Consider the following 23,097-nt stretch of genomic DNA (forward strand, 5'->3'; position numbering starts at 1 on the left):
CGGGCGGTACCCCTTCGTGACGCTTCCCGCCGCCCGTCGTCGCTTCCCGCTGCGGAACCGCTACTTCCGGCTACATCCGCCCTGCTCCGGGGCCACTTGCCGGTCGCTCGCCGGGCTACTTCTCCTACTGGTCCCCGTACTTCTCCATGTACGCGCGGACCGTCTCGTGCGCCTGCGGCTCCATCGCCCCGCCCGCCGCGAGCGTGCGCGGGAGCAGCGACCGGTCCGTGGTGAAGGCCCGGAACCAGAGCTCCACCGTCACGTCGTGGTCCGGGCGGTGGACGACCTCGATGCCGTCGCCGGGCGAGACCGGGCCCTCCTGGACCACGCGCAGGTACGCACCCGGCCGCGCGGCCTGCGTGTACCGCCTGACCCAGGCCCTCTCCCCGAGGGCGCCCTGGAAGGTCCGGCACGGGATGCGGGCCGAGGCCACCTCGAGGACGAGGTCCGCGCCGATCCGCCAGCGCTCCCCGAGCAGCGCACCCGTCACGTCGACGCCCGAGGTGGTGAGGTTCTCGCCGAAGAGCCCGGCGGGCAGTTCGCGGTCCAGCTCGGCCTCCCACCAGTCCAGGTCCTCGCGCGCGTAGGCGTAGACGGCCTGGTGGTCCCCGCCGTGGTGGCGCAGGTCGCAGACGGCGTCGCCCTCGAGGCCGCTGCCGCCGGTGCCCTTGGGCCCGGGGGCGGAGACCCGGACCGGTCCGGGGGTGGGGCGCTTGCCGATGCCGGTCAATCCCCCCGGCGCGTCGGTGTGGTCGACGGCCGTTGCGCGGCCGAGGTTCACGGAGAGGACGTGCAGGGGCGCGAGGGGGGCTATGGGGACCATGGAGGACACGCTAACCCAGAGTCCTCAAAGGAGCACGGGAGTATTCGCGCTCTGATCAAAGCTGGGCTTATGCTCGGAGGATGATCGAGGCACGTCATCTCCGGGTGCTGCGCGCCGTGGCCGGCACCGGGTCCTTCTCCGCCGCCGCCCGCGAGCTCGGGTGCACCCAGCCCGCCGTCTCCCAGCAGATGAAGGCGCTGGAGCAGTCGGCCGGCACCCCGCTGCTCGTCCGGGCCGGCCGCGAGATGCGGCTGACCCAGGCCGGCACGGCCCTGGTGCGGCACGCCGCCGGCATCCTCGCCGGGCTGACCGCCGCCGAGGAGGAGGTCGCGGCGATCGCCGGGCTGCGCGCGGGCCGGGTCCGGCTGGTGTCCTTCCCCAGCGGGAGCTCCACGCTGGTGCCGACCGCGCTGGCCGCGATGCGCGCCGAGCACCCCGGTACCCGGATCTCGCTGGTCGAGGCGGAGCCGCCGCGGTCGGTGGAGATGCTGCGCGAGGGCGACTGCGACCTGGCGCTGGCCTTCCGGTACGGCGGGGCCGCCGGATCGGCGGCCGAGTGGGAGGACCTCGTGGTGCGGCCGCTGCTGACGGACCGGCTCGTCGGGCTGGTCCCGGACGGGCACCGGCTGGCCGGGGCCGAGCGGGTGGGCATGGCGGAACTCGCCGACGAGCCCTGGATCGCGGGCTGTCCGCGCTGCCGCCGCCATCTCGTCGAGGTGTGCGAGGGGGTGGGCTTCACCCCGCGCATCGACTTCGCGACCGACGACTACCCGGCCGTGGTCGGCCTGGTCGGCGCGGGGCTGGGCGTCGCGGTGCTGCCGGAGCTCGCGGTGGAGTCCGTGCGGGCCAAGGGCGTGAGCACGGTTGCCGTGGAACCTGCCGTGGAGCGGGAGGTCGTGGCGCTGACGCTGCCCGACCTGGCGCGGGTGCCGGCCGTGGCGGCGACCCTGGCCGAGCTGGAGCGGGCCGCCACGCGCTGACCAATGACCGTACGGCGGTACGGCGATACGGCCGAACGCGTGGCGTTCCCGTTCGCGTGCCGGTCGAAGAAACGTTCCTTCGTATGTTTCGGCGAACCCCGCGGATCAGTGCGGGGGGACGGGGCCGATCGTGCTCGAGGCGGGGATCAGGCGATGGCGCGCGCGCCCCATCAGCTCTTCGCGCTCGTCTTCGGTGAGCCCGCCCCACACCCCGTAGGGCTCGCGGACGGCCAGTGCGTGCGCGGCGCATTCCGAGCGCACCGGGCATCTCATGCAGACCTCTTTAGCCGAGGCCTCGCGCGCACTCCTCGCCGCGCCCCGCTCGCCTTCCGGGTGGAAGAAGAGGGAGCTGTCGACCCCTCGGCAGGCGGCCAGCAGCTGCCAGTCCCAGAGATCGGCGTTCGGTCCGGGGAGGCGGGAGAAATCTGCCATGGGTAGTCCTCTTGGTGCCGGTACTGAGACGGATACGGTCCAAGTCTCCACACCTACTGTCGGAGTAGATGTAAATATGACTCATTGGGAATCTAGCCTCAGACATGTGCCAAACGGAAGAAAAGCCGCCAAATAGGGCATAGCTCCAGATGGAGGACGCGCGGGGAGTGGCATCCGCGCCGTGATCGCCTCCTCACGTAGAGTGCCGAAGGTGTCCGTCCGACCCGTAACTCTTTCGAGTGACCATCGTTGAGAGTGCGAAGGCGGTTGAACCAAGAAGTTCCCGGACAGGTGTCCGAGGGCATCGACCGCACAGGTGACGATACGTACCAGCCTGGAGGCTCAAGGTGACGCGCATCAGCAGCTGCGGAGGGCGGTCATGACTTCCGTCCTCGTCTGCGACGACTCCCCGCTTGCCCGAGAGGCGCTCCGTCGCGCGGTTGCGACCGTGCCCGGCGTCGAGCGTGTGACGACGGCTGCCAACGGCGAGGAAGTCCTCCGCCGCTGGGGTGCCGACCGCTCCGACCTGATTCTGATGGATGTACGGATGCCCGGGCTCGGCGGTGTGGAGACGGTGCGCCGGCTGCTCTCGGCCGATCCGGGCGCCCGCATCATCATGCTGACGGTCGCCGAGGACCTGGACGGCGTGGCCCTCGCGGTCGCCGCCGGCGCCCGGGGCTATCTGCACAAGGACGCCTCGCGCGCCGAACTGCGGGCCACGGTCACCCAGGCACTCGCCGACCCGACCTGGCGACTGGCCCCGCGCCGGCTGCGCTCGGCCGAGATGGGCGCCGCGCCCACGCTCACCGCGCGCGAGATCCAGGTCCTGGAGGGCATGAGTCACGGCCGGTCCAACGCTGAGATCGGGCGCGAGCTCTTCCTCTCCGAGGACACGGTCAAGACGCACGCCCGCAGGCTGTTCAAGAAGCTGGGCGCCTCGGACCGGGCGCACGCCGTGGCGCTCGGGTTCCGCTGGGGCCTGGTCCGCTGACCGCGAGCCCGCAGGCCGGACGCTGAGAGCGGTCCCGTCCGCCACCGGCGGGCGGGGCGGCACGCGGCGCGCCGCCGACCGGGCCCGACCGCGCCCGGTCCCGTCCCGTCCGGTCCGTCCGTCCCGTGTCCCGTACGGCCGTCCCGGCTGTTTCCGTCCCGCCCGACCCGGTGCGTGCCAGGGGATCGGCGGGGCACAATCCGGGGGACGTGTCGCTTCGCGCGCGATGCCGCATGCTTGAGGTGTGGCGCATTTTCTGGGATGGGGCCTCGGGGAGTACTCGGTCGAGCGGGAGGGGAGGGTGCAGTGATGGGTTCAGGCGCACCCGCTCATAACGCTTCGACGCACAACACGGGCCGTGGCGGCGCGAATGCTCCGACGCCAAGGCACCATGGATTGATGCGCGACGACGAGGCTCCGGGGTCACCCGCGGCCACAGGCTCCACCGGCGCCGCCAAGGGCGGCAGCGCCGGGGCTGTCAGCGCGCTCGTACGCCGTGCGGTGGACGGTGACGAACAGGCGACGCACGACCTGCTCGCCTTCGTGCACCCGCTGGCCATCCGCTACTGCCGCACCCGGCTCTCGCGCCTCCCGGGCGACGCCCGCCACTTCGTGGAGGACCTGGCGCAGGAGGTGTGCGTCGCCGTCCTGATGGCGCTGCCGCGGTACCGGGACACGGGCCGCCCCTTCGAGGCCTTCGTGTTCGCTATCGCCGCGCACAAGGTCGCCGACCTGCAGCGGGCCGCCATGCGGCACCCGGGCAGCACCGCCGTGCCCTCCGACGAGATGCCCGAGCGGCCGGACGACTCGCTGGGCCCGGAGGAGCGGGCGCTGCTGAGCAGCGACGCCGCCTGGGCCAAGAAGCTGCTGGCCAACCTTCCGGAGAACCAGCGCGAGCTCCTCGTGCTGCGGGTGGCGGTCGGGCTGACGGCCGAGGAGACCGGGCAGATGCTCGGGATGTCCCCCGGTGCGGTGCGGGTGGCCCAGCACCGTGCGCTCAGCCGACTGCGCGCGCTCGCCGAGCAATAGCCGGGGCGCCCGCCGCAAATTCGCCGGCGATCAATAGTAGGAAGCCACGAAACTTGGGCTGGACCCGGCTCGTGGAATGAGACGCGTCGCGATCCCGTTAGCATGGAGACCCGCGCTGAGCAAGACCATTTGGGAAGGTGTCATGACTGCCGACGGAGTACCCGACAAATTCGCCGCGCTCGGACTGACCTACGACGACGTGCTGCTGCTGCCGGGTGCGTCGGACATGGCTCCGGACGAGATCGACACCTCCTCCCTCATCTCCCGGAACGTGCGCGTCAACGTTCCGCTGCTCTCCGCCGCCATGGACAAGGTCACCGAGGCCCGCATGGCCATCGCGATGGCCCGCCAGGGCGGCGTCGGCGTACTGCACCGCAACCTGTCGATCGCCGACCAGGCGAACCAGGTGGACCTGGTCAAGCGCTCCGAGTCCGGCATGGTCACCGACCCGATCACGGTGCACCCCGACGCGACGCTGCGCGAGGCCGACGAGCTCTGCGCGAAGTTCCGCATCTCCGGCGTCCCGGTCACCGACCCGGCGGGCAAGCTGCTCGGCATCGTCACCAACCGCGACATGGCCTTCGAGTCGGACCGCAGCCGCCAGGTGCGCGAGGTCATGACCCCGATGCCGCTGGTCACGGGCAAGGTCGGCATTTCCGGTGTCGACGCCATGGAGCTGCTGCGCCGCCACAAGATCGAGAAGCTTCCGCTGGTCGACGACGCGGGCACCCTCAAGGGCCTCATCACGGTCAAGGACTTCGTCAAGGCCGAGAAGTACCCGAACGCCGCCAAGGACAAGGACGGCCGCCTCCTGGTCGGCGCCGCGGTCGGCGTCGCCGGCGATGCGTACGACCGTGCTCAGGCCCTGATCGAGGCGGGCGCCGACTTCATCGTCGTCGACACGGCCCACGGCCACTCCCGCCTGGTCGGCGACATGGTCGCCAAGATCAAGTCGAACTCCTCCGTCGACGTCATCGGCGGCAACGTCGCCACCCGCGACGGCGCCCAGGCACTGATCGACGCCGGCTGCGACGGCATCAAGGTCGGCGTGGGCCCCGGCTCCATCTGCACCACCCGCGTCGTCGCCGGCATCGGCGTCCCGCAGGTCACCGCCATCTACGAGGCCTCGCTCGCCGCGAAGGCGGCCGGCGTCCCGGTCATCGGCGACGGCGGCCTGCAGTACTCCGGCGACATCGCCAAGGCGCTCGTCGCGGGCGCCGACACGGTGATGCTCGGCTCGCTGCTCGCGGGCTGCGAGGAGTCCCCGGGCGAACTGCTCTTCATCAACGGCAAGCAGTTCAAGTCGTACCGCGGCATGGGCTCGCTCGGCGCGATGCAGTCCCGCGGCGACCAGCGCTCCTTCTCCAAGGACCGCTACTTCCAGGAGGGCGTGGGCGGCGACGACAAGCTCATCCCCGAGGGCATCGAGGGCCAGGTTCCGTACCGCGGCCCGCTCTCCGCGGTCGTGCACCAGCTCGTCGGCGGCCTGCGCCAGTCGATGTTCTACGTCGGCGGCCGTACGGTGCCGGAGCTGCAGGACCGCGGCCGCTTCGTCCGCATCACCTCGGCGGGCCTCAAGGAGAGCCACCCGCACGACATCCAGATGACGGTCGAGGCACCGAACTACTCCCGCAAGGGCTGAACCGACGGCGCATGAGGGGGCGGGTCCATCCGGGCCCGCCCCCTTCGCCGTGCCCGAGCGCGCGTCCGTACAGCGGTCACCGGAACGCGGGGCGCCGGGGTTCGGGGATACTGGACGGGCAGACCCAGAGGAAAGGCCACCACACGTGACTGAGATCGAGATCGGGCGCGGCAAGCGCGGCCGCAGGGCGTATGCGTTCGACGACATCGCCATCGTCCCGAGCCGGCGTACGCGGGACCCGAAGGAGGTCTCGATCGCCTGGCAGATCGACGCCTACCGCTTCGAGCTCCCGTTCCTGGCCGCCCCCATGGACTCGGTCGTCTCCCCGCAGACCGCCATCCGCATCGGCGAGCTCGGCGGCCTCGGCGTGCTGAACCTCGAAGGCCTGTGGACCCGGTACGAGGACCCGCAGCCGCTGCTCGACGAGATCGCGGAGCTGGACGAGGAGTCCGCCACCCGTCGTCTCCAGGAGATCTACTCCGCCCCGATCCAGGCGGACCTGATCCGGCAGCGCATCAAGGAGGTCCGCGACTCCGGTGTCGTCACCGCCGCCGCGCTCTCCCCGCAGCGCACCGCCGAGTTCTCCAAGGCCGTCGTCGACGCGGGCGTGGACATCTTCGTGATCCGCGGCACCACCGTGTCGGCCGAGCACGTCTCGGGCGCCGCCGAGCCGCTGAACCTGAAGCAGTTCATCTACGAGCTGGACGTCCCGGTCATCGTGGGCGGCTGCGCCACCTACACGGCGGCCCTGCACCTGATGCGCACCGGCGCGGCCGGTGTCCTCGTCGGCTTCGGCGGCGGCGCCGCGCACACCACCCGCAACGTGCTCGGCATCCAGGTCCCGATGGCGACCGCCGTCGCGGACGTGGCCGCGGCCCGCCGCGACTACATGGACGAGTCCGGCGGCCGCTACGTGCACGTCATCGCCGACGGCGGCGTGGGCTGGTCCGGCGACATCCCCAAGGCCGTCGCCTGCGGCGCCGACGCGGTGATGATGGGCTCCCCGCTGGCCCGTGCCACGGACGCGCCCGGCAAGGGCAACCACTGGGGCATGGAGGCCGTCCACGAGGACGTGCCGCGCGGCAAGAAGGTCGACCTCGGCACGGTCGGCACCACCGAGGAGATCCTCACCGGCCCGTCGCACAGCCCGGACGGCTCGATGAACATCTTCGGCGCGCTGCGCCGCTCGATGGCCACCACCGGCTACAGCGAGCTCAAGGAGTTCCAGCGGGTCGAGGTCACGGTCGCGGACTCGCAGCACCGTCGCTGACCCGTACGCACCAAGGGCCGGCTCCCCGGAGGGGGAGCCGGCCCTTCGGCGTTCGGGCCGTCAGTTCTTGCCCTTGATCCGGCGGTCCAGGCAGATGCCCCAGGGGATCAGGAGGGCACCTGCCAAGACCAGCCACTTGAGCAGTTCCCGCGCGGCGTCCTGGGGTATCCGGTCGTGATCGTCCCCCAGGACGAGGCCCGCCATGAGCGCCGACCCGCCGATGAGCAGCCCGGGCACACCGAGCACCCACAGCAGCGCGGTGAACCAGGCGGAGCGCCGGGCGGGGGCGGCCGCCGGTCCGGGCCCGGCCGGCTGCGGGATCCGCGACGGGTGGCGGGGCGGCATCGCGACCACCACCGAGGGCGGCACGGCCGCGTCGATCACCGCCAGTACGGCAGGGGTGATCCGGTGGTAGAGGGTCGGTTCGAGGGTGACGGTGAAGCCGTCGTGGCCGACCAGGTGGCGGGCGCCGTCCGGGTAGGCCTGCATCAGGGAGCATTCGGCGAAGCGGACGGTGACCCGCTGGCCCGGCGAGACCCGGCTGACGCCGTCCTCGGCCAGGCACAGGAAGACGCCCGGGTCCGCCACCGCCGGGTGGCGCCGGCCGCCGACGAGCTCCGGGGAGTCGGTGGGAGCGGCTGCCAGACCGGCCCGGTCCACGCCCCGGCCGGGCACCTGCACCAGGGCGTCGTCCCACACGGCGCGGGCGACGCGGCGCAGGTCGGTGACGGTGACCGCCTCGATCTCGGCCTTCGCCTCGGCGACGGTGAGGTTGCGGTGGCCCAGCAGCAGGTTCACGGCATGCCCGGGGAGCATGCAGCCGGCGAGCTCCGGCGTGTCGAACTGCGCCAGCGCGGATGCTCGTACGGAGTCCAGGTCGGCCTGTTCGACACGGCCCGCCCGGAGCTTCGCGAAGACGTCGACGAAGGCGCCGACCAGGGCGTCCTGCTTCTGCGGGAGGGCGTCGGCGTACGCGGTGACGGTCGCGGAGTCGGCGTCGCGCGGGGAGTAGTCGCCGTTTGCGGTGGAGGAGTAGCCGCCCTTCTGGCGCAGCTCGCGGAACAGCTCCTTGCCCAGGACCTCGGCGAACAGGCCCGCTTCGGTGGAACGGGGTACGACGGCGGTCAGGACGACGCCGCGCTCGTCGCCCCGGAAGTAGGCGGGGGTGGCGGGCAGCGCGGAGGTGGCCGCCGGGGCCGGGTGCCACTCGCCGCTCGGGAGCGTGAGGTCGAGGCCGTCGGGGACGGTGTCGCCGGTGATCCACAGGACGGCGTTCTCGGTGGTGAAGCGGGTCTGCGCCCACGCGCGGACGTCGTCCGCGGTCAGGCGGTACAGGCCCGTCTCGGCGTAGCCGGTCAGTCCGTACGAGCGGGAGCCGTAGCGCCACAGGGTGGCGGCGTGGGCCGGGCCGTGGCCCTTGCCGGCGGCCTCGGTGCGCAGGATCTCCTTCTCGGTCTCCAGCCGGTCCATCGGGAGGTCACGCAGCGCCGCGCACACGCCGTTGAGGTACTCGACCACGTCGGCGGGGGTGCCGGTGACGTGGAAGTGGGTGTACGCGGCGGCGGTGGCGCCGTTGTGGTGCAGGCCGCCGAGGCCGTGCCGGTGCAGGGCGAGGTGCTCGACCAGATGGGTGACGCCGCTGGTGGCGAGGGTCTCGTCGGCGCGTCCGACGCGGAAGAGGAGCCCGGCGGCGAGGAGTCCCGAGCGGGGGGCGAGGACGGTGCGGATGCCGTCCACGGTGGTGGTGGTGATGCCGTCGGCGTCGGTTGTGGCCTTGGTGCCGGCGTCGGTCGCGGGTGCGGTGGCGTTCGTGTCCATGGTGTCCCCCTCAGCCCTTCGCCAGGGCGGTCTTGCGGTGGCGGGCGAACTCGGCCTCGTGGTCGGAGCCGCCGATGCAGCCCCACGGGAACTCGCTCGCGCGGTCGCCGAGGGCCCGGAAGTGCGCAGCCGCCCCGGCGTGCCGGCCGGCCGCGCAGTGTGCGGCGGCGAAGGCGCTGTGCGCGCCGACGAGCTGGTGGGCCTCGGCGCGGGCCGCGGGGTGCAGGACCGAGTGCGCGGCGGCGACGAGGAGGGCCTGCCGGGTGTCCACGCCGCGCAGATACGTTTCGGCGGCCCGGTCGCCCGCCCGCTCCCGCAGCTCCAGGTACTGCTCCATCTGCGCGATGGCGACCAGGGCGCCGTTCGGGCTCCCGGGCGGCGCTGCCCTCGCGCACTCCGCGGCGAAGCCGTGCGCGGACTCCCGCGTTCCGCCCCACTTGGGGCAGATCTGCCGGAGCAGCTGCTGCCGGCCGGGGTAGTGGTGCGGGTGGTGCTCGACGAGCCGTTCGTAGCCGCGCCGGGTCTCCCCCAGGCCGAGCTCGAGGCCGCGCGAGGTGATGACGCGCAGGTACCAGGCGAGCGCGTACTGCGGGTGCTCGGCGCAGACGTCGATGAGGAGCACCTCCGCGCGCCGCAGGTGGGCGTGGAACTCGCCGAACTGCTGCCGCGTCACGTGCTGGGCGCGGTACCCGGAACCGATGGTCCAGCCGGCCTGGATCAGCCGGTCGGCGAGCAGGGAGCGGGCCAGCGGGCCCCGCGGGTCGCGGTCCACGGCCTGCCGCAGGAACCCGTCGTGGTCGGGGATCCCGGCGACGACCCGGCAGGCGAGGGCGCGGTCGTCCTCGTCGGAGTGTGCCTCGAAGGCGGCGGCCACGGCGTCCCCGTCGTGCCGCAGGACGGCGTCGCGCAGGGCGCCGAGAGCGGGGATGCGGTCGCCGGGCGCGAACACGGGCCGGCCGGGCGGGGGGTGAGCAGACACGCGCGGATCATAGGGCCGCAGCAGCGGCCGCCAACAGGGATTTCTGCCGAACGTGCCTGCTCGGAGACGCCCTTGGAGCGATCAGTCGCTGATCTTCCTGGCCGTGCCGAAGGCGACGAAGCCGCCGATGACGAGGAAGACGTAGTCCATCGCCTCCGCGCCCTCCTGCCAGATGTCGTTGAGACCGCCGACGCCCGCGTGGCTCAGCACGTCGCCGAGGCCGACGTTGCCGTAGTCCGCCAGCGCCAGCGCGATGTAGAACAACTGTCCGAGGTAGACGGCGCCGAGCGAGAGGATCGCGCCGACCACGGGGAGCACGGGGTTCTTGCCGCCGAGCTTTCCGGCGGCGAAGCCGACCAGGATGCCCACGCCGACCGCCGCGTAGCCGACCTGGCGGTCGATCGCGTTCATGATCCCGCCGTACGCGGCGGCCGCGGCCAGGGCGGCGACCAGGGCCGCGGCGATGCCGAGGCCGATGTTGCCGGTCCGCGCGGGCTCGGCCGGGTACGGGACGGCCGGGGTCGCGGAGTCGGGCGCGGGCGGCTGGACGTGCTGGCTCATGGAGAAATCCCCCCCAGGGATTCGGGCATACGCGTGGGCGTGCGCAGGGAACGCAGGGTGCCGAAGGCGTATGTGCGAGATAAGTCGCCGCAGGCTAGCAGCCCGCTCCGACATCCGGAGAAGGGATTTGCGGCGTGGTCAGAGTCGGTGTGCCGCACCCGCCGGGCTGGCGCCGCGGGTGTCCAGCAGCAACTGCGCCTTCACCGCCAGACCTTGGAGGTCGTACGTGCGGTGGTGCTGGAGCAGGATCGTCAGATCGGCGTTCGCGGCGGCCTCGTACAACGATTCGGCCCGGGGGACGGGCTGGTCCCTGACGCGCCATCCGGCGATGTACGGGTCGTGATAGCTGATCAGTGCGCCGAGGTCGAGCAGGCGGCTGGCGATCTCGCAGGCCGGCGAGCCCTCCTGGTCGCCCAGATCCGGCTTGTAGGTGACGCCGAGCAGCAGGACCCGGGCCCCGCGGGCCGATTTCCCGTGCTCGTTCAGCAGGGTGGCGGAACGCTGGATGACGTACTGGGGCATGCGGCTGTTGATCTCCTGCGCCAGCCCGACCATGCGCAAGGGGTGGCCCGGGGTGCGGGTGGTGTGGGGGAGGTAGTTGGGGTCGAGGGGAACGCTGTGGCCGCCGACTCCCGGGCCGGGCCGGAAGGCCTGGAATCCGTACGGCTTGGTCTCGGCGCAGCGGATGACGTCCCACAGGTCGACGCCGAGGTCGTGGCAGAGCACCGCCATCTCGTTCATGAGGGCGATGTTGACGTGCCGGTAGTTGGTCTCCAGCAGCTGCACGGTCTCGGCCTCGCGCAGGCCGCGCGCGCGGACCACCTTCTCGGTGAGCCGGGCGTAGAAGGCGTGTGCGGACTCGGTGCAGGCGGGGGTGAGGCCGCCGATCACCTTGGGGGTGTTGGCGACGCCGTGGGTGCGGTTGCCCGGGTCGAGGCGGCTGGGGGAGTAGGCCAGGTGGAAGTCCCGGCCGGCGCGCAGTCCGGAGCCGGCCTCGAGGATCGGGCGCAGGTACTCCTCGGTGACGCCCGGGTGGGCGGCGGATTCGAGGATGACGGTGGTGTGCGGGCGCAGCCGGGCGGCGAGCGTGCGGCCCGCCTCGCCGACGGCGGAGAGGTCGAGCGCGCGGTCGGCGCCGAGCTGGGTGGGGGCGCAGATGACGGCGGTGCGGACCCGGCCGAGTTCGGCGGGGTTGGTGGTGACCCGGAAGCCGGCGGCCGACATGCGGCGGACCTCGGCGGCGGTGAGGGTGGAGTCCGTGGCCGGACCGCTGTCGTAGCCGACCGTCTCGATTCCGGCGGCGACGGCCGCCTGGGCCAGCGGGAGGCCGAGGTGGCCGAGTCCGATGACGGCGAGATCTGCGGGCATGGGGTGCCGTCCCTTCCCTGGCATGCATGAGGGGGCTGGGTGCGCAAGTCCTGTGGACCGTGCGGGTCCAGGTGTGGAGCTGGCGCGATGTCAGACTAGGCGTATATATGACCGATGTGTCGTATTACGGGGTGATGGTCGCCGTTGTGTTGTCCACAGGCGGTGGCTGATGTGGGTGCGGCGGGTCAGAATCGAGGGCGGGGGATGTGAGCGGGATCACCCGCACCGCGCGGGGAACACCCGCACCGAACGGGAGGCAGCCGTGAGGACAGCGACACTGGGGCCGGTCCAGCGCGAAGAGGCGCTCGCCCGGATGGCCGAGCGGGAACTGGACGTGCTGGTGGTGGGCGCGGGCGTGGTGGGCGCCGGCACCGCCCTCGATGCCGCGACCAGAGGCCTCTCGACGGGGCTGGTGGAGGCCCGGGACTGGGCGTCCGGCACGTCCAGCCGGTCGAGCAAGCTGATCCACGGCGGCCTGCGGTACCTGGAGATGCTGGACTTCGCGCTCGTACGGGAGGCCCTGAAGGAGCGCGGCCTGCTGCTGGGGCGGCTCGCCCCGCACCTGGTCAAGCCCGTGCCGTTCCTGTACCCGCTGCAGCACAAGGGCTGGGAGCGGTTCTACGCCGGATCGGGCGTCGCACTGTACGACGCGATGTCGGTGTCCAGCGGGCACGGGCGGGGGCTGCCGGTACACCGGCACCTGTCGCGCAAGCGCGCGCTGCGGGTCGCTCCGGCGCTGCGCAAGGACGCGCTGGTGGGGGCGCTGCAGTACTACGACGCCCAGATGGACGATGCGCGGTTCGTGACCACGCTGGTCCGGACGGCCGCGGCGTACGGGGCGCAGTGCGCCAACCGGGCGAGGGTGGTCGGCTTCCTGCGCGAGGGGGAGCGGGTCGTCGGGGCGCGCGTGCAGGACGTGGAGGGCGGCGGCCAGTACGAGATCCGCGCGCGGCAGATCGTGAACGCGACCGGGGTGTGGACGGACGACACGCAGGCGCTGATCGGGGAGCGGGGGCAGTTCCACGTCCGCGCGTCGAAGGGCATCCACCTGGTCGTCCCGAAGGACCGGATCCACTCCTCGACGGGCCTGATCCTGAGGACGGAGAAATCCGTGCTGTTCGTGATCCCGTGGGGGCGGAGCTGGATCGTGGGGACCACGGACACGGACTGGGACCTCGACAAGGCACATCCGGCGGCGTCCAGCGCGGACATCGACTACCTGCTGGAGCACGTGAACGCGGTGCTGGCGGTGCCGCTCACGCGGGACGACGTGCAGGGGGTGTACGCGGGCCTGCGGCCGCTGCTGGCCGGGGAGTCGGACGCGACGAGCAAGCTCTCGCGCGAGCACACGGTGGCGCATCCCGTGCCGGGGCTGGTGGTGGTCGCGGGCGGCAAGTACACGACGTACCGGGTCATGGCGAAGGACGCGGTGGACGAGGCGGTGCACGGGCTGGACCAGCGGGTCGCGGAGTGCGTGACGGAAGACGTGCCGCTGGTGGGGGCGGAGGGGTACCGGGCGCTGTGGAACGGGCGGGCCGGGATCGCGGCCCGGACGGGCCTTCATGCGGTGCGGGTGGAGCACCTGTTGAACCGGTACGGCTCGATGACGGACGAACTGCTGGACCTGATCGCGGCGGACCCCGGGCTGGCGAAGCCGCTGGGCGGGGCGGACGACTACCTGCGGGCGGAGGTGGTGTACGCGGCTTCGCACGAGGGTGCGCGGCATCTGGACGACGTGCTGACGCGGCGGACGCGGATCTCGATCGAGACGTTCGACCGGGGGACGCGGTCGGCGCGGGAGTGCGCGGAGCTGATGGCTCCGGTCCTGGGGTGGGACGAGCAGCAGATCGCGAAGGAAGTGGAACACTACGACAAGCGGGTGCAGGCGGAACGGGAATCGCAGCGTCAGCCGGACGACCAGACGGCGGACGCGGCGCGGTTGGGGGCTCCCGACATCGTTCCGTTGTAAGTCCGGGATCCGGAGGGGGGAACCGCGGACCCGGGGCGCCCGTCCGTTGCGGAGTGAGGAACAATGAGGGTTCTGCCGGGGCGGGTTACCGCGCGGGTTCTCCCGGGGCGGGCCGCCGGGGACCCCGGAGGCTGCCGGAGCAGCCGGAGCAGGCGGCACGATCGCAGAGGGGACGCATGTCGAAGCCGGAGCACACCGAGTCGCCCGCCGAGTCGCCTGCGGCGAAGCAGGACCGGGCGAAGCCTGTGTCGGCGGAGCCGGAGTCGCCTGCGGCGAAGCAGGACGGCCACCCGAACCCTGCCACGCCGCCCACGGCGAAGCCGCCCGTGCTGCCTGCGGCAAAGCCGGACGCGGACGAGCCTGCGGCCTCGCCTGCGCCGAAGCCGGCGGCCGCGGTTGCGGGGTCCGAGGACCCCGAGCCTGCCGGGGCGAAGGCGGACCTGAGCAAGCCTGCGTCTGCCACCGGGGCGGCGAAGGCTGCGGGTGGTTCCGCCGAAGGCGGGAAGCCGGCACCGGGCCGGGCCGGTAGTGGTGCGCCTGAGGGCGCGAAGCCGGTCGGCTCGCCGACGGCCAAACCTGTCGCGGCGTCGGCCGAGCCGGTGAAGCCGGAGGCCAAGGAGCCTGCTGCGGCGAAGGCTGCGGCGGCGTCTGCCCGGGGCGAGGACAAGAAGCCTGTTGCGGCGGGGAATTCCGTCGTCGAGAAGGCCGATGCCGTGGCCGCTGCCGTCAAGGCGGCTGCTGCCAAGGCTGCCGAGGGCGGGCAGGACGAGGGGCGGCTGCTCGCGCGGCGCTACCGGCTGCGCGAAGTGCTCGGCAAGGGCGGCATGGGCACGGTCTGGCGCGCCGAGGACGAGACCCTCGGCCGGACCGTCGCCGTCAAGGAACTCCGCTTCAGCAGCGGCGTCGACGAGGACGAGAAGCGCCGCCTCATCACCCGCACCCTGCGCGAAGCCAAGGCCATCGCCCGGATCCGCAGCGGCGGCGCCGTCACCGTCTTCGACGTCGTCGACGAGGACGCCCGCCCGTGGATCGTCATGGAGCTCATCGAGGGCCCCTCGCTCGCCGAGTTCATCCGCGAACAGGGCCCGCTGACCCCCCACCGCGCCGCCGAGGTCGGCCTCGCCGTCCTCGACGTGCTCCGCGCCGCGCACGGCCAGGGCATCCTGCACCGGGACGTGAAGCCGTCCAACGTGCTCATCGCCCGCACCGGCCGCGTCGTCCTCACGGACTTCGGCATCGCCCAGGTCGAGGGCGACCCCTCCGTCACCTCCACCGGCATGCTCGTCGGCGCCCCCTCGTACATCTCCCCCGAGCGCGCCCGCGGCCAGAAGCCCGGCCCGCCCGCCGACATGTGGTCCCTCGGCGGACTGCTCTACGCGGCCGTCGAGGGCGTGCCCCCGTACGACAAGGGGTCCGCGCTCGCCACCCTCACCGCCGTCATGACCGAGCCGGTGGATCCGCCCAAGAACGCGGGTCCGCTGACCGAGGTCATCTACGGCCTGCTGGCCAAGGACCCGGCCCGCCGCCTCGACGACGAGCGCGCCCGGGCGATGCTCACCGCCGTCATCAACGCGCCGGAGCCGGCGCCCGCCCCGGTCCTCGCTCCGGCCGTCGAGGAGACCCGGCAGATCTCGCTGGCGGACGCCAAGGAGGCCGCGGCCAAGGTCACCGCCGAAAAGGCTGCCGAAAAGGCCGCCGAGAAGGCGGAGAAGAAGGAGCGCGAGCGGCTCGAGCGCGAGCAGCGCGAGCGGGCCCGCGCTGCGCTGAAGGCGACCCGCAAGGCCGCGGCGGCCGCAGCGGCGGCGACGGCGGCCTCGGCGGCCGAGCCCCCGGCGGCGGGCAAGCGCTCGCCGGTCGCGGCGCCGCTCACCGACGTCATGTCCCGCCGCACCATCGCCCTGGCGATAGCGGGTGTGGTCGTCGCCCTCGCCGTCATCGGATCCCTGATCGCGTACGCGTTCAGCGGTGACGACCCGTCCGACAAGAAGGAGGAGGGCAAGGGCGCTCCGGGGACGTCTGCTTCCGGGACGCCGAACCCCAGCGGATCCGCCAAGACCGGCGAGACCAACGCCACCGCGGGCAAGGGCGGCACCGGCACCACCACCGGCACCGGCGGCACCCAGCCCAGCCAGGGGCAGTCCCCGGGCGGGCAGCAGGGCCAGGGCCAGGGGCAGAGCCAGGGCCAGGGGCAGAGCCAGGGGCAGGGCACCTCGCCGGGCGGTCCCGGAGGCGGACTGCCCGACGGCTACGCCAAGGTGACGGACCCTGGGTTCCACTTCTCCATGGCGATGCCGTCGGGCTTCAAGGTGACGGCCATAGCCGGCGAGAACTCCGGAGCGATATACAGCCGCGACGGCGGCTTCCCGCGCATCCAGGTCGACTACACCGCCAGCCCCGGCAACGACGCCCGCGCCGCGTGGGCGGAAGCGGTCGCCGGAACGGCGAGCTCCAGCACGAACTACCGGACGATCCGGATCGACGCGACGGAGTACAACGGCTACCCGACCGTCGCCGACTGGGAGTTCGAGCGGGAGCAGAAGGGCATCAAGGTCCGCGTGCTCAACCGCGGCTTCAAGGTGGACGCGAAGCACGGCTACGCCATCATGATCAGCTGCGCGGCGGACCAGTGGGACGGGCCGGAGTGCACGACGATGCGCAACACGGCGTTCGCGACCTTCCAGCCGCTCGGCTGAGCAGCCGCTCGCCACGAGTCGCCACGAGCCTTTCCAGGCCCGGGACGCGGGCGCCCTGCGCGACGTATCGTGGCTGCGGGGCCATGGGACACGTGCGCCCCCAGCACTCGGGGGAGGCGGAGTGGAGGACTACGCGGGCCGGATCCTGGCCGACCGCTACCGTCTGCCGCTGCCGCCGTCGGACGAGTACGAGCTGGTCGAGACCCGCGCCTTCGACACGCGCAGCGGGCAGGAAGTCCTGGTACGGCAGGTGCCGTTGCCGGAGCTCGTCGATGCCGAGCTGCTGGACGGGGATGCGGCGGCCGCCGACGGGGCGCGGGCCCCGATGGCGGCGGGACGCCGGTCGGCGGGGGATCTGCCGGCCGTGCGGAGGGCCATCGCCGCCGCGCAGGCGGCCGCGTCCGTGCCGGACCATCCGCGGCTGGACCAGGTCTTCGACGTGTTCGCCGAGGGCGGGTCGCTCTGGATAGTGAGCGAGCTGGTCCCGGCACGTCCGCTGGCTGCGCTGATCGCCGACGAACCGCTGAGCCCGTACCGGGCGGCGGAGGTCGCCGCGGACGTGCTGACCGCGCTGCGGGTGCTGCACGCGCACGGCTGGACCCACCGGAACATCACGGTCCGGACCGTGTTGATATGCGAGGACGGGAGGGTCGTGCTGACGGGGCTGGCGGCGGGGGCCGCCGAGGACGCCCTGTGCGGCTACGACCCGGTCCCGCCGAACCCCGGCGCGTCCGAAGGCTGGGCCCCGCCCGACGCGACGCCGCCCCCGGCCCGCGGCTGGGGCACGCCGCTCCGCGATGGCCCCGGTACGGGCCGGAACTCCGCCGCCCAGGGCCCCGGTGCAGCGCCCCCGGCGCCAGCGGACTCGGGTACGGCCGCCTTAGCCGCCGATCCCGTCCGGGACACGGCACCGAACCCCGGCGCTGAGCAGGACCGGGGGACGCCGCCCGGTGCGGGGCTTGCCGTACGGGGCACCCGGGGCGGGGACCCGGACGAGTCGGCGGGCGGCGAGCGGGATGCCGGTCCGGGCGCGGGCGGTTACGCGCCCCTCGTGGCGCCCGGGTACGACACCGGACCGCGGTACTCCGACCACATCACCCCCGGCGCGACGGGGGAGCGGCCCGACCTCAAGGCCGCCGCCCGGGCCGGGGCCATCGCCGCGTACCGGGCTGGCGCACAGGCGGCCGCCGCGCGGGTCACCGAGCAGCGCAAGGGCGGATCCGAACCCGCGCCGGAGCCGAGGCCGCAGGGGTCGAACCTCCCGCAGGGGTACGCGTACCCGTACGGCGGCCCGGAGACCGGTACGAGCGCGCCGTGGCACGGAGCCACCCCGCGCCGGCAGGCCGCCCTTCCCCCCGCCGAGCAGCCGGAGCCGCAGCCCGAGCCCGAGTCACAGCCCGAGCCGGCGCCGGCCCGTCCCGCGCTGCCCGCACAACTCGCCCTGCCCCAGGGCTATCACCAGGCCGACCCCCGGCCCCCGACCTCGCCGCAGGGCGCCGAGGGCCCGAACATGGCCTCGTACCTGCCCCCGGGCGAGTCCGGCCCCGTTCGGCCGACCGGGGCCGAGGGCGCCGATACGGGCGCTCACCTCCCCGGCCGGCCGGGGAGGCCGGCGCATCAGCCCGGCCAGGCCCCGCAGCAGGCGACAGTAGGCCCGCATACCGCACCGTACGTGCTCCCCGGAGAGCCGGATGCCCGGCTTCTGCCCGGCCGGCCGACCGGTGGCCGGTCCCTGCCCGGCCGGCCCAGTCCGCCCGGCCACGGCGGGGGTTGGGGCGGCGGGGGCATCCGGAGCGGGCTGGATGCCGAGCGGGCGCGGCAGACGCGGATGGCCGTCGTCGGGGCCGTCACCGAGCGGTGGGCCCCCGAGCAGGCCGGGCCCGTCACGGGGCCCTGGCAGCTGGCCGCCCCCGTCGGGCCCGCCACCGACCTCTGGGCGCTCGGTGCGCTGCTGTACCGCGCCGTCCAGGGCCACGCCCCGTACCCCGAGGACAGCGTCACCGAGCTCGTCGAGATGGTCTGCGCCGAGCCCCCGGCCTTCGCCGAGGAGTGCGGCCCGCTGCGCCCGGTCGTGGAGTCGCTGCTGCGCCAGGACCCCACCGAGCGCCCCGACTTCGAGGAGCTCCGCGGCTGGTTGCGCTCGCTCGTACGGTCCGCCCCCGAGCCGGACGGCGGCCTCGGCGCGTTCCCGATGCCGGAGCCGGATCCCGCGCGGCTGCCCGTCGTGCGCCGGCGGGGGGACCTCCACGGCCGCCACCGCAACCCCGCCCCCTCCCGCAAGCCGCGCTCCCTCGGGCGGATCCTGCTCGTCGGCGTCCTCGCCCTGCTCGCCGGGGCCGTGGCCTACGCCATGCTCTTCCTGCCCAAGGAGGCGGACCGGGGGGATGCCGACGACAAGTCACCGGTGGCGCAGCAGTCCCCGTCGCCCTCCGCCTCCACGCCCGCCCCGTCCTCGCCCAAGCAGAGCCAGACGCCCCAGACCCCCCAGACCGGGGCCCCCGCCCCCGCCCCGCCCGGGTACACCACCCAGCAGGACCCGGAGCACTTCGAGATCGCCGTCCCCAACGGCTGGGAGCGGCGCGGCATGAACGAGGCCGGGCAGGTCCGCTACACCGACGGGGAGTACGTCCTGACGGTCGTCCCCGGGCGGGACAAGGTCGACGGCAATCCGGACCCGGCGACGTACCAGAAGGACAAGGAGCCGGAGCTGGCTCCGTACCGGTCCTCCACCTGGGCCAGCGGCGGCGACGTGAAGACCACGAAGGTCGGCAACCAGCTCCGCGTCACCGGCCGGTACACGTGGATCGACGGCAACGGCCGCAGCGTCGTCGCCCGGAACTTCGTCGTGGCGCTGGGCGGCAGCTACCACGTCGTCGTGGTCACCGGTCCGCAGGACGGCGAGGGCAAGGTCACCGAGGTCTTCGAGAAGGCCACGGGGAGTTACAAATCGGGCGGTTGAGGCGGACTGACGGTGGCTCAGTACGGCGATTGCGTCACAGTGCTGCCGGAACCGCGCCTTCACGGTTCCGGCAGCCCCGAGGGCTCCGTAATCTGGCCCGAAGTGCACAGAGTGGCGGGGTTTCGTGGAACAGCAGACAGGTGCGGGCGCGGTGCTCGCTGGCCGGTACCGGCTCGTGGAGCCCATCGGCAGCGGCGGCATGGGCAAGGTGTGGCGCGCGCATGACGAGCTGCTGCACAGGACCGTCGCCGTCAAGGAACTGACGGCGGGTCTGTACGTCGCCCAGGCCGACCGGGAGGTCCTGCACGCCCGGACGCAGAAGGAGGCCCGGGCCGCGGCCCGGATCCAGCACCCGGCCGTCGTCGTCGTCCACGACGTGCTGGAGCACGACGACCGGCCGTGGATCGTCATGGAGTACATCGACGGCCCCTCCCTCGCGGAAGCGGCCAAGGCGGCCGGCCGGATCGAGCCCACCGAGGCGGCCCGGATCGGGCTGCACGTACTGGGTGCGCTGCGCGCCGCGCACGCGGTCGGCGTCCTGCACCGGGACGTGAAGCCGGGCAACGTGCTGCTCGCCAAGGACGGGCGGGTCCTGCTCACGGACTTCGGGATCGCCGCGATCGAGGGCGACTCCTCCATCACGCGGACCGGCGAGATCGTCGGCTCGATCGACTACCTGGCCCCGGAGCGGGTCACCGGTGGCACCCCCGGTACGGCCTCCGACCTGTGGTCGCTGGGCGCGACCCTGTACACGGCCGTCGAGGCCCGTTCGCCCTTCCGCCGCACCTCGCCCATCTCCAGCCTGCAGGCCGTGGTCAACGACGAGCCGCCGGCGCTGCGGCAGGCGGGGGCCCTGGGGCCGGTCATCACGGCCCTGCTGCGCAAGGATCCGGACGGGCGGCCCTCGGCCCAGGAGACCGAGCGGATGCTGATCGAGGCGATGGAGGGCCGCGAGCCGAAGGCGGCGCATGCGTACGTGCCCACCCGCGCGGTGACCCAGGACGAACTGGCCCCGGCGCAGGAGCCGTCCGACGGGCCGGCCGCGCCTGCGCAGCGAGCGCAGACGGCCGCGCGGACGACCTCGCACACCACCCCGCTGCCGGAGCCCGCCGAGACCGCTCCGGTACCCGCTCCCGCGGCCCCGGCGAACGGCTGGCTCAAGCGGGCCGCGGGCATCGCCCTGGTGGCGGCGCTGCTCGGCGGCGGCGGGGTGTTCGGGGTGCTCAAGTACGCGGGCGACCAGGGGAAGGGTGACGCGGACAAGAACGTCAGCGCCCCTGACGTGGCCGCCGCGCCGGCGGGCTGGACCAAGGTGACCGACCCCATCGGCGGCTTCACCCTGTTCGTCCCTGAGGGCTGGAAGCGCGTGGCGAACGGCGACCAGATCGACTACACCCCGGACGACGGGAAGCACTTCATCCGGATCGCCGCCGACCCCACCCCGGACTACCGGGACCCGTTGGCGCACGTGCTCGACCTGGAGCAGCAGGTGCAGAAGCGGACGGACTACAAGAAGGTGCGGCTGAACCAGAACACCTTCCAGGACAGCACCCGGGCCGCGCTCTGGGACTTCAGCTGGACGGAGAAGCAGACCCACCCCGGTCCCCGCAGGGCCAAGGAGCAGATGTACATCGCCCCGGACGGCACGGAGTACGCCATCTACATGTCGAGCCCGGTCTCCGACTGGGCCACGACCGAGCAGCAGTTCGACATCGTGCTCAGCGGCTGGGAGCCGCCGGCCAAGCGGTCCTGATTCTTTCCCGCCCGATTCCGGCATCCTGCCAGCAATCGCTGGCGGAAATGACAAAATCCGGTTACCGACGGGTACCCAAAGCCTCGCAGGCGGAATACGCTCACCGCCATGACGGACTCGCAGGCCCCGGCCCCCCTCCGCAGCGCACCGCAGCCCACCAACCCGGTCGCCCCCGCCCCGGCCGGTGCCCGTACCGCCGCCGACGTGGTGACCCCCGACCTGGTCACCCGGCTCACCCGCGGAGTGCTCGGCTCCGGCCGGACCGCCAACCACACCCCCTTCACCGGGGCCAAGCTGGCGGACCTGCCCGAGGCCACCCCCGAGGACGTGGCCGAGGCCTTCGACCGGGCCCGCGCCGCCCAGGGCGCCTGGGCCGCGGTCCCCGTGCGCAAGCGGGCCGGCGTACTGCTCCGCTTCCACGACCTGGTCCTGGCCCGCCAGGCCGAGGTGCTCGACCTCATCCAGCTGGAGACCGGCAAGGCCCGCCTGCACGCCCACGAGGAGGTGCAGGCCGTCGCCGTCGCCGCCCGGCACTACGGCCGCAAGGCCCCCGCGTACCTGCGCCCCAAGGGCCACACGGGTGCCATGCCCACCCTCACCAAGGTCACCGAGCTGCGCCAGCCGCGCGGGGTCGTCGGCCAGATCGCCCCCTGGAACTACCCCCTCGAGCTGTCCGTCGGTGACGCGCTGCCCGCGTTCGTCTCCGGCAACGCCGTCGTCATGAAGCCCGACACCGAGACCGCGCTCACCGCCCTGTGGGCCCGTGACCTGCTGATCGAGGCCGGACTGCCCGCCGAGGTCTTCCAGATCGTGCTCGGCGACGGGCCCGTCGTCGGCCCCGCGGTGGTCCGGCACGCCGACTACGTCTCCTTCACCGGCTCCACGCGGACCGGCCGCGAGGTCGCCCAGGGCGCGGCGGCCCGCCTCGTCGGGGTCTCGCTCGAGCTCGGCGGGAAGAACGCCATGCTCGTGCTGCACGACGCCGACGTCGAGAAGGCCGCCGCGGGCGCCGTCCGCGCCTGCTTCTCCTCCGCCGGCCAGCTCTGCATCTCCATCGAGCGGCTGTACGTCCACGCCTCGATCGCCGACGCGTTCGTCGAGCGCTTCGCCGCCCGTACGAAGGCCATGCGGCTCGGCGCCTCCCTCGCGTACGGCGCGGACATGGGCTCACTGGTCGGCGAGCGCCAGCTGGAGACCGTCCAGCGGCACGTCGACGAGGCCGTCGCCAAGGGCGCCACCCTCGTCGCGGGCGGCACCGCCCGCCCCGACATCGGCCCGCTCTTCTACGAGCCCACCATCCTCGACGGCGTCGAGGCGCCGATGGCGGTCTGCGGCGAGGAAACGTTCGGCCCGGTGGTCTCGATCTACCGCTTCACCGACGAGGACGAGGCCGTCGCACAGGCCAACTCCACCGCGTACGGGCTCAACTCCAGCGTCTGGACCAAGGACGCCCGCCGCGGCCACGCCGTCGCCGCCCGCCTGCGCACCGGCACGGTCAACATCAACGAGGGCTACGCCCCCGCCTACGGCAGCGCCCAGGCGCCCATGGGCGGCATGAAGGACTCCGGCCTCGGCCGCCGCCACGGCTCCGAGGGCATCCTCAAGTACACCGAGGCCCAGACCGTCGCCCACCAGCGGCTGCTCCCGATGGCGCCCTCGCTGGGCATGGACGACGAGAGGTACGCGGCGTTCATGACCCGCAGCCTCAAGGTCATGAAGGCTCTCCGTCTGCGCTAGTGCTGTGACCGGCAAGGTTCACCGGGTCGCGACGCCCGGCACGGCACCTCGCCGCGTTGTCGGACCGCGCAAGTACGTCCAGTACGAGCCGCG

The 23,097-nt window shown here is 73.2% G+C and carries 16 protein-coding genes; 10 read left to right on the forward strand and 6 right to left on the reverse strand.

Translation table 11 applies throughout. From position 1 onward, the window contains the following. Positions 1–124 precede the first annotated feature (124 nt). Positions 125–823, reverse strand: a complete 699-nt coding sequence (locus IF09_RS0122030) for an MOSC domain-containing protein (protein WP_234321107.1) — start codon at positions 821–823, stop codon at positions 125–127. An 80-nt stretch (positions 824–903) separates the two neighbouring features. Between IF09_RS0122030 and IF09_RS0122035 the strand changes: the two genes are divergently transcribed. Next, positions 904–1,803 carry a LysR family transcriptional regulator gene (locus IF09_RS0122035; protein ID WP_030298279.1) on the forward strand — a complete coding sequence of 300 codons (900 nt, stop codon included), beginning with the start codon at positions 904–906 and terminating at the stop codon, positions 1,801–1,803. Between the two features lie 105 nt (positions 1,804–1,908). On the opposite strand, the gene IF09_RS0122040 is transcribed toward IF09_RS0122035, so the two are convergent. Further along, complete coding sequence (locus tag IF09_RS0122040) at positions 1,909–2,235, reverse strand: WhiB family transcriptional regulator (RefSeq protein WP_030298281.1); 327 nt, start codon at positions 2,233–2,235, stop codon at positions 1,909–1,911. 379 nt (positions 2,236–2,614) lie between these two features. Here IF09_RS0122040 and IF09_RS0122045 point away from each other — a divergent pair, with 379 nt between their 5' ends. From IF09_RS0122045 to IF09_RS0122060, 4 genes are all read left to right on the forward strand, one after another. Then, on the forward strand, positions 2,615–3,226 hold the full coding sequence (locus tag IF09_RS0122045; protein ID WP_003948568.1) for a response regulator transcription factor: 612 nt from the start codon (positions 2,615–2,617) through the stop codon (positions 3,224–3,226). Positions 3,227–3,625: 399 nt separating this feature from the next. Continuing rightward, positions 3,626–4,255, forward strand: a complete 630-nt coding sequence (locus tag IF09_RS0122050; protein WP_030298283.1) for a sigma-70 family RNA polymerase sigma factor — start codon at positions 3,626–3,628, stop codon at positions 4,253–4,255. A 142-nt stretch (positions 4,256–4,397) separates the two neighbouring features. Further along, positions 4,398–5,897: an IMP dehydrogenase gene (gene guaB / locus IF09_RS0122055; RefSeq protein ID WP_030298285.1), complete on the forward strand. Its 1,500-nt coding sequence runs from the start codon at positions 4,398–4,400 to the stop codon at positions 5,895–5,897. A gap of 145 nt (positions 5,898–6,042) precedes the next feature. Continuing rightward, on the forward strand, positions 6,043–7,167 hold the full coding sequence (locus tag IF09_RS0122060) for a GuaB3 family IMP dehydrogenase-related protein (protein WP_030298287.1): 1,125 nt from the start codon (positions 6,043–6,045) through the stop codon (positions 7,165–7,167). Between the two features lie 60 nt (positions 7,168–7,227). Here IF09_RS0122060 and IF09_RS0122065 read toward each other — a convergent pair whose 3' ends face one another. From IF09_RS0122065 to IF09_RS0122080, 4 genes are all read right to left on the reverse strand, one after another. Next, entirely contained in the window at positions 7,228–8,985 is a 1,758-nt protein-coding gene (locus IF09_RS0122065) for a M16 family metallopeptidase (RefSeq protein ID WP_030298289.1), read from the reverse strand. A gap of 10 nt (positions 8,986–8,995) precedes the next feature. Further along, on the reverse strand, positions 8,996–9,964 hold the full coding sequence (locus IF09_RS0122070) for a hypothetical protein (protein ID WP_158710016.1): 969 nt from the start codon (positions 9,962–9,964) through the stop codon (positions 8,996–8,998). An 81-nt stretch (positions 9,965–10,045) separates the two neighbouring features. Then, positions 10,046–10,525: a hypothetical protein gene (locus tag IF09_RS0122075; RefSeq protein ID WP_030298291.1), complete on the reverse strand. Its 480-nt coding sequence runs from the start codon at positions 10,523–10,525 to the stop codon at positions 10,046–10,048. Between the two features lie 138 nt (positions 10,526–10,663). Further along, positions 10,664–11,893: a nucleotide sugar dehydrogenase gene (locus tag IF09_RS0122080; RefSeq protein WP_030298292.1), complete on the reverse strand. Its 1,230-nt coding sequence runs from the start codon at positions 11,891–11,893 to the stop codon at positions 10,664–10,666. A 262-nt stretch (positions 11,894–12,155) separates the two neighbouring features. Between IF09_RS0122080 and IF09_RS0122085 the strand changes: the two genes are divergently transcribed. From IF09_RS0122085 to IF09_RS0122110, 5 genes are all read left to right on the forward strand, one after another. Further along, positions 12,156–13,862, forward strand: coding sequence for a glycerol-3-phosphate dehydrogenase/oxidase (locus IF09_RS0122085; RefSeq protein WP_030298293.1), 1,707 nt, complete (start codon positions 12,156–12,158; stop codon positions 13,860–13,862). A gap of 176 nt (positions 13,863–14,038) precedes the next feature. Further along, positions 14,039–16,555: a serine/threonine-protein kinase gene (locus tag IF09_RS0122095; RefSeq protein ID WP_106975111.1), complete on the forward strand. Its 2,517-nt coding sequence runs from the start codon at positions 14,039–14,041 to the stop codon at positions 16,553–16,555. Between the two features lie 121 nt (positions 16,556–16,676). Beyond that, the gene (locus tag IF09_RS0122100; RefSeq protein WP_030298298.1) at positions 16,677–19,514 is read left to right on the forward strand and encodes a protein kinase; all 2,838 of its coding nucleotides are present in this window, start codon (positions 16,677–16,679) and stop codon (positions 19,512–19,514) included. 124 nt (positions 19,515–19,638) lie between these two features. Next, entirely contained in the window at positions 19,639–21,267 is a 1,629-nt protein-coding gene (locus IF09_RS0122105; protein WP_030298299.1) for a serine/threonine-protein kinase, read from the forward strand. A 108-nt stretch (positions 21,268–21,375) separates the two neighbouring features. Continuing rightward, on the forward strand, positions 21,376–23,004 hold the full coding sequence (locus IF09_RS0122110; RefSeq protein ID WP_030298300.1) for a succinic semialdehyde dehydrogenase: 1,629 nt from the start codon (positions 21,376–21,378) through the stop codon (positions 23,002–23,004). The last annotated feature ends 93 nt before the right edge of the window (positions 23,005–23,097 follow it).

The sequence above is a fragment of the Streptomyces katrae genome, assembly GCF_000717655.1.
GTDB classification, from domain to species: Bacteria; Actinomycetota; Actinomycetes; order Streptomycetales; family Streptomycetaceae; genus Streptomyces; species Streptomyces katrae_B.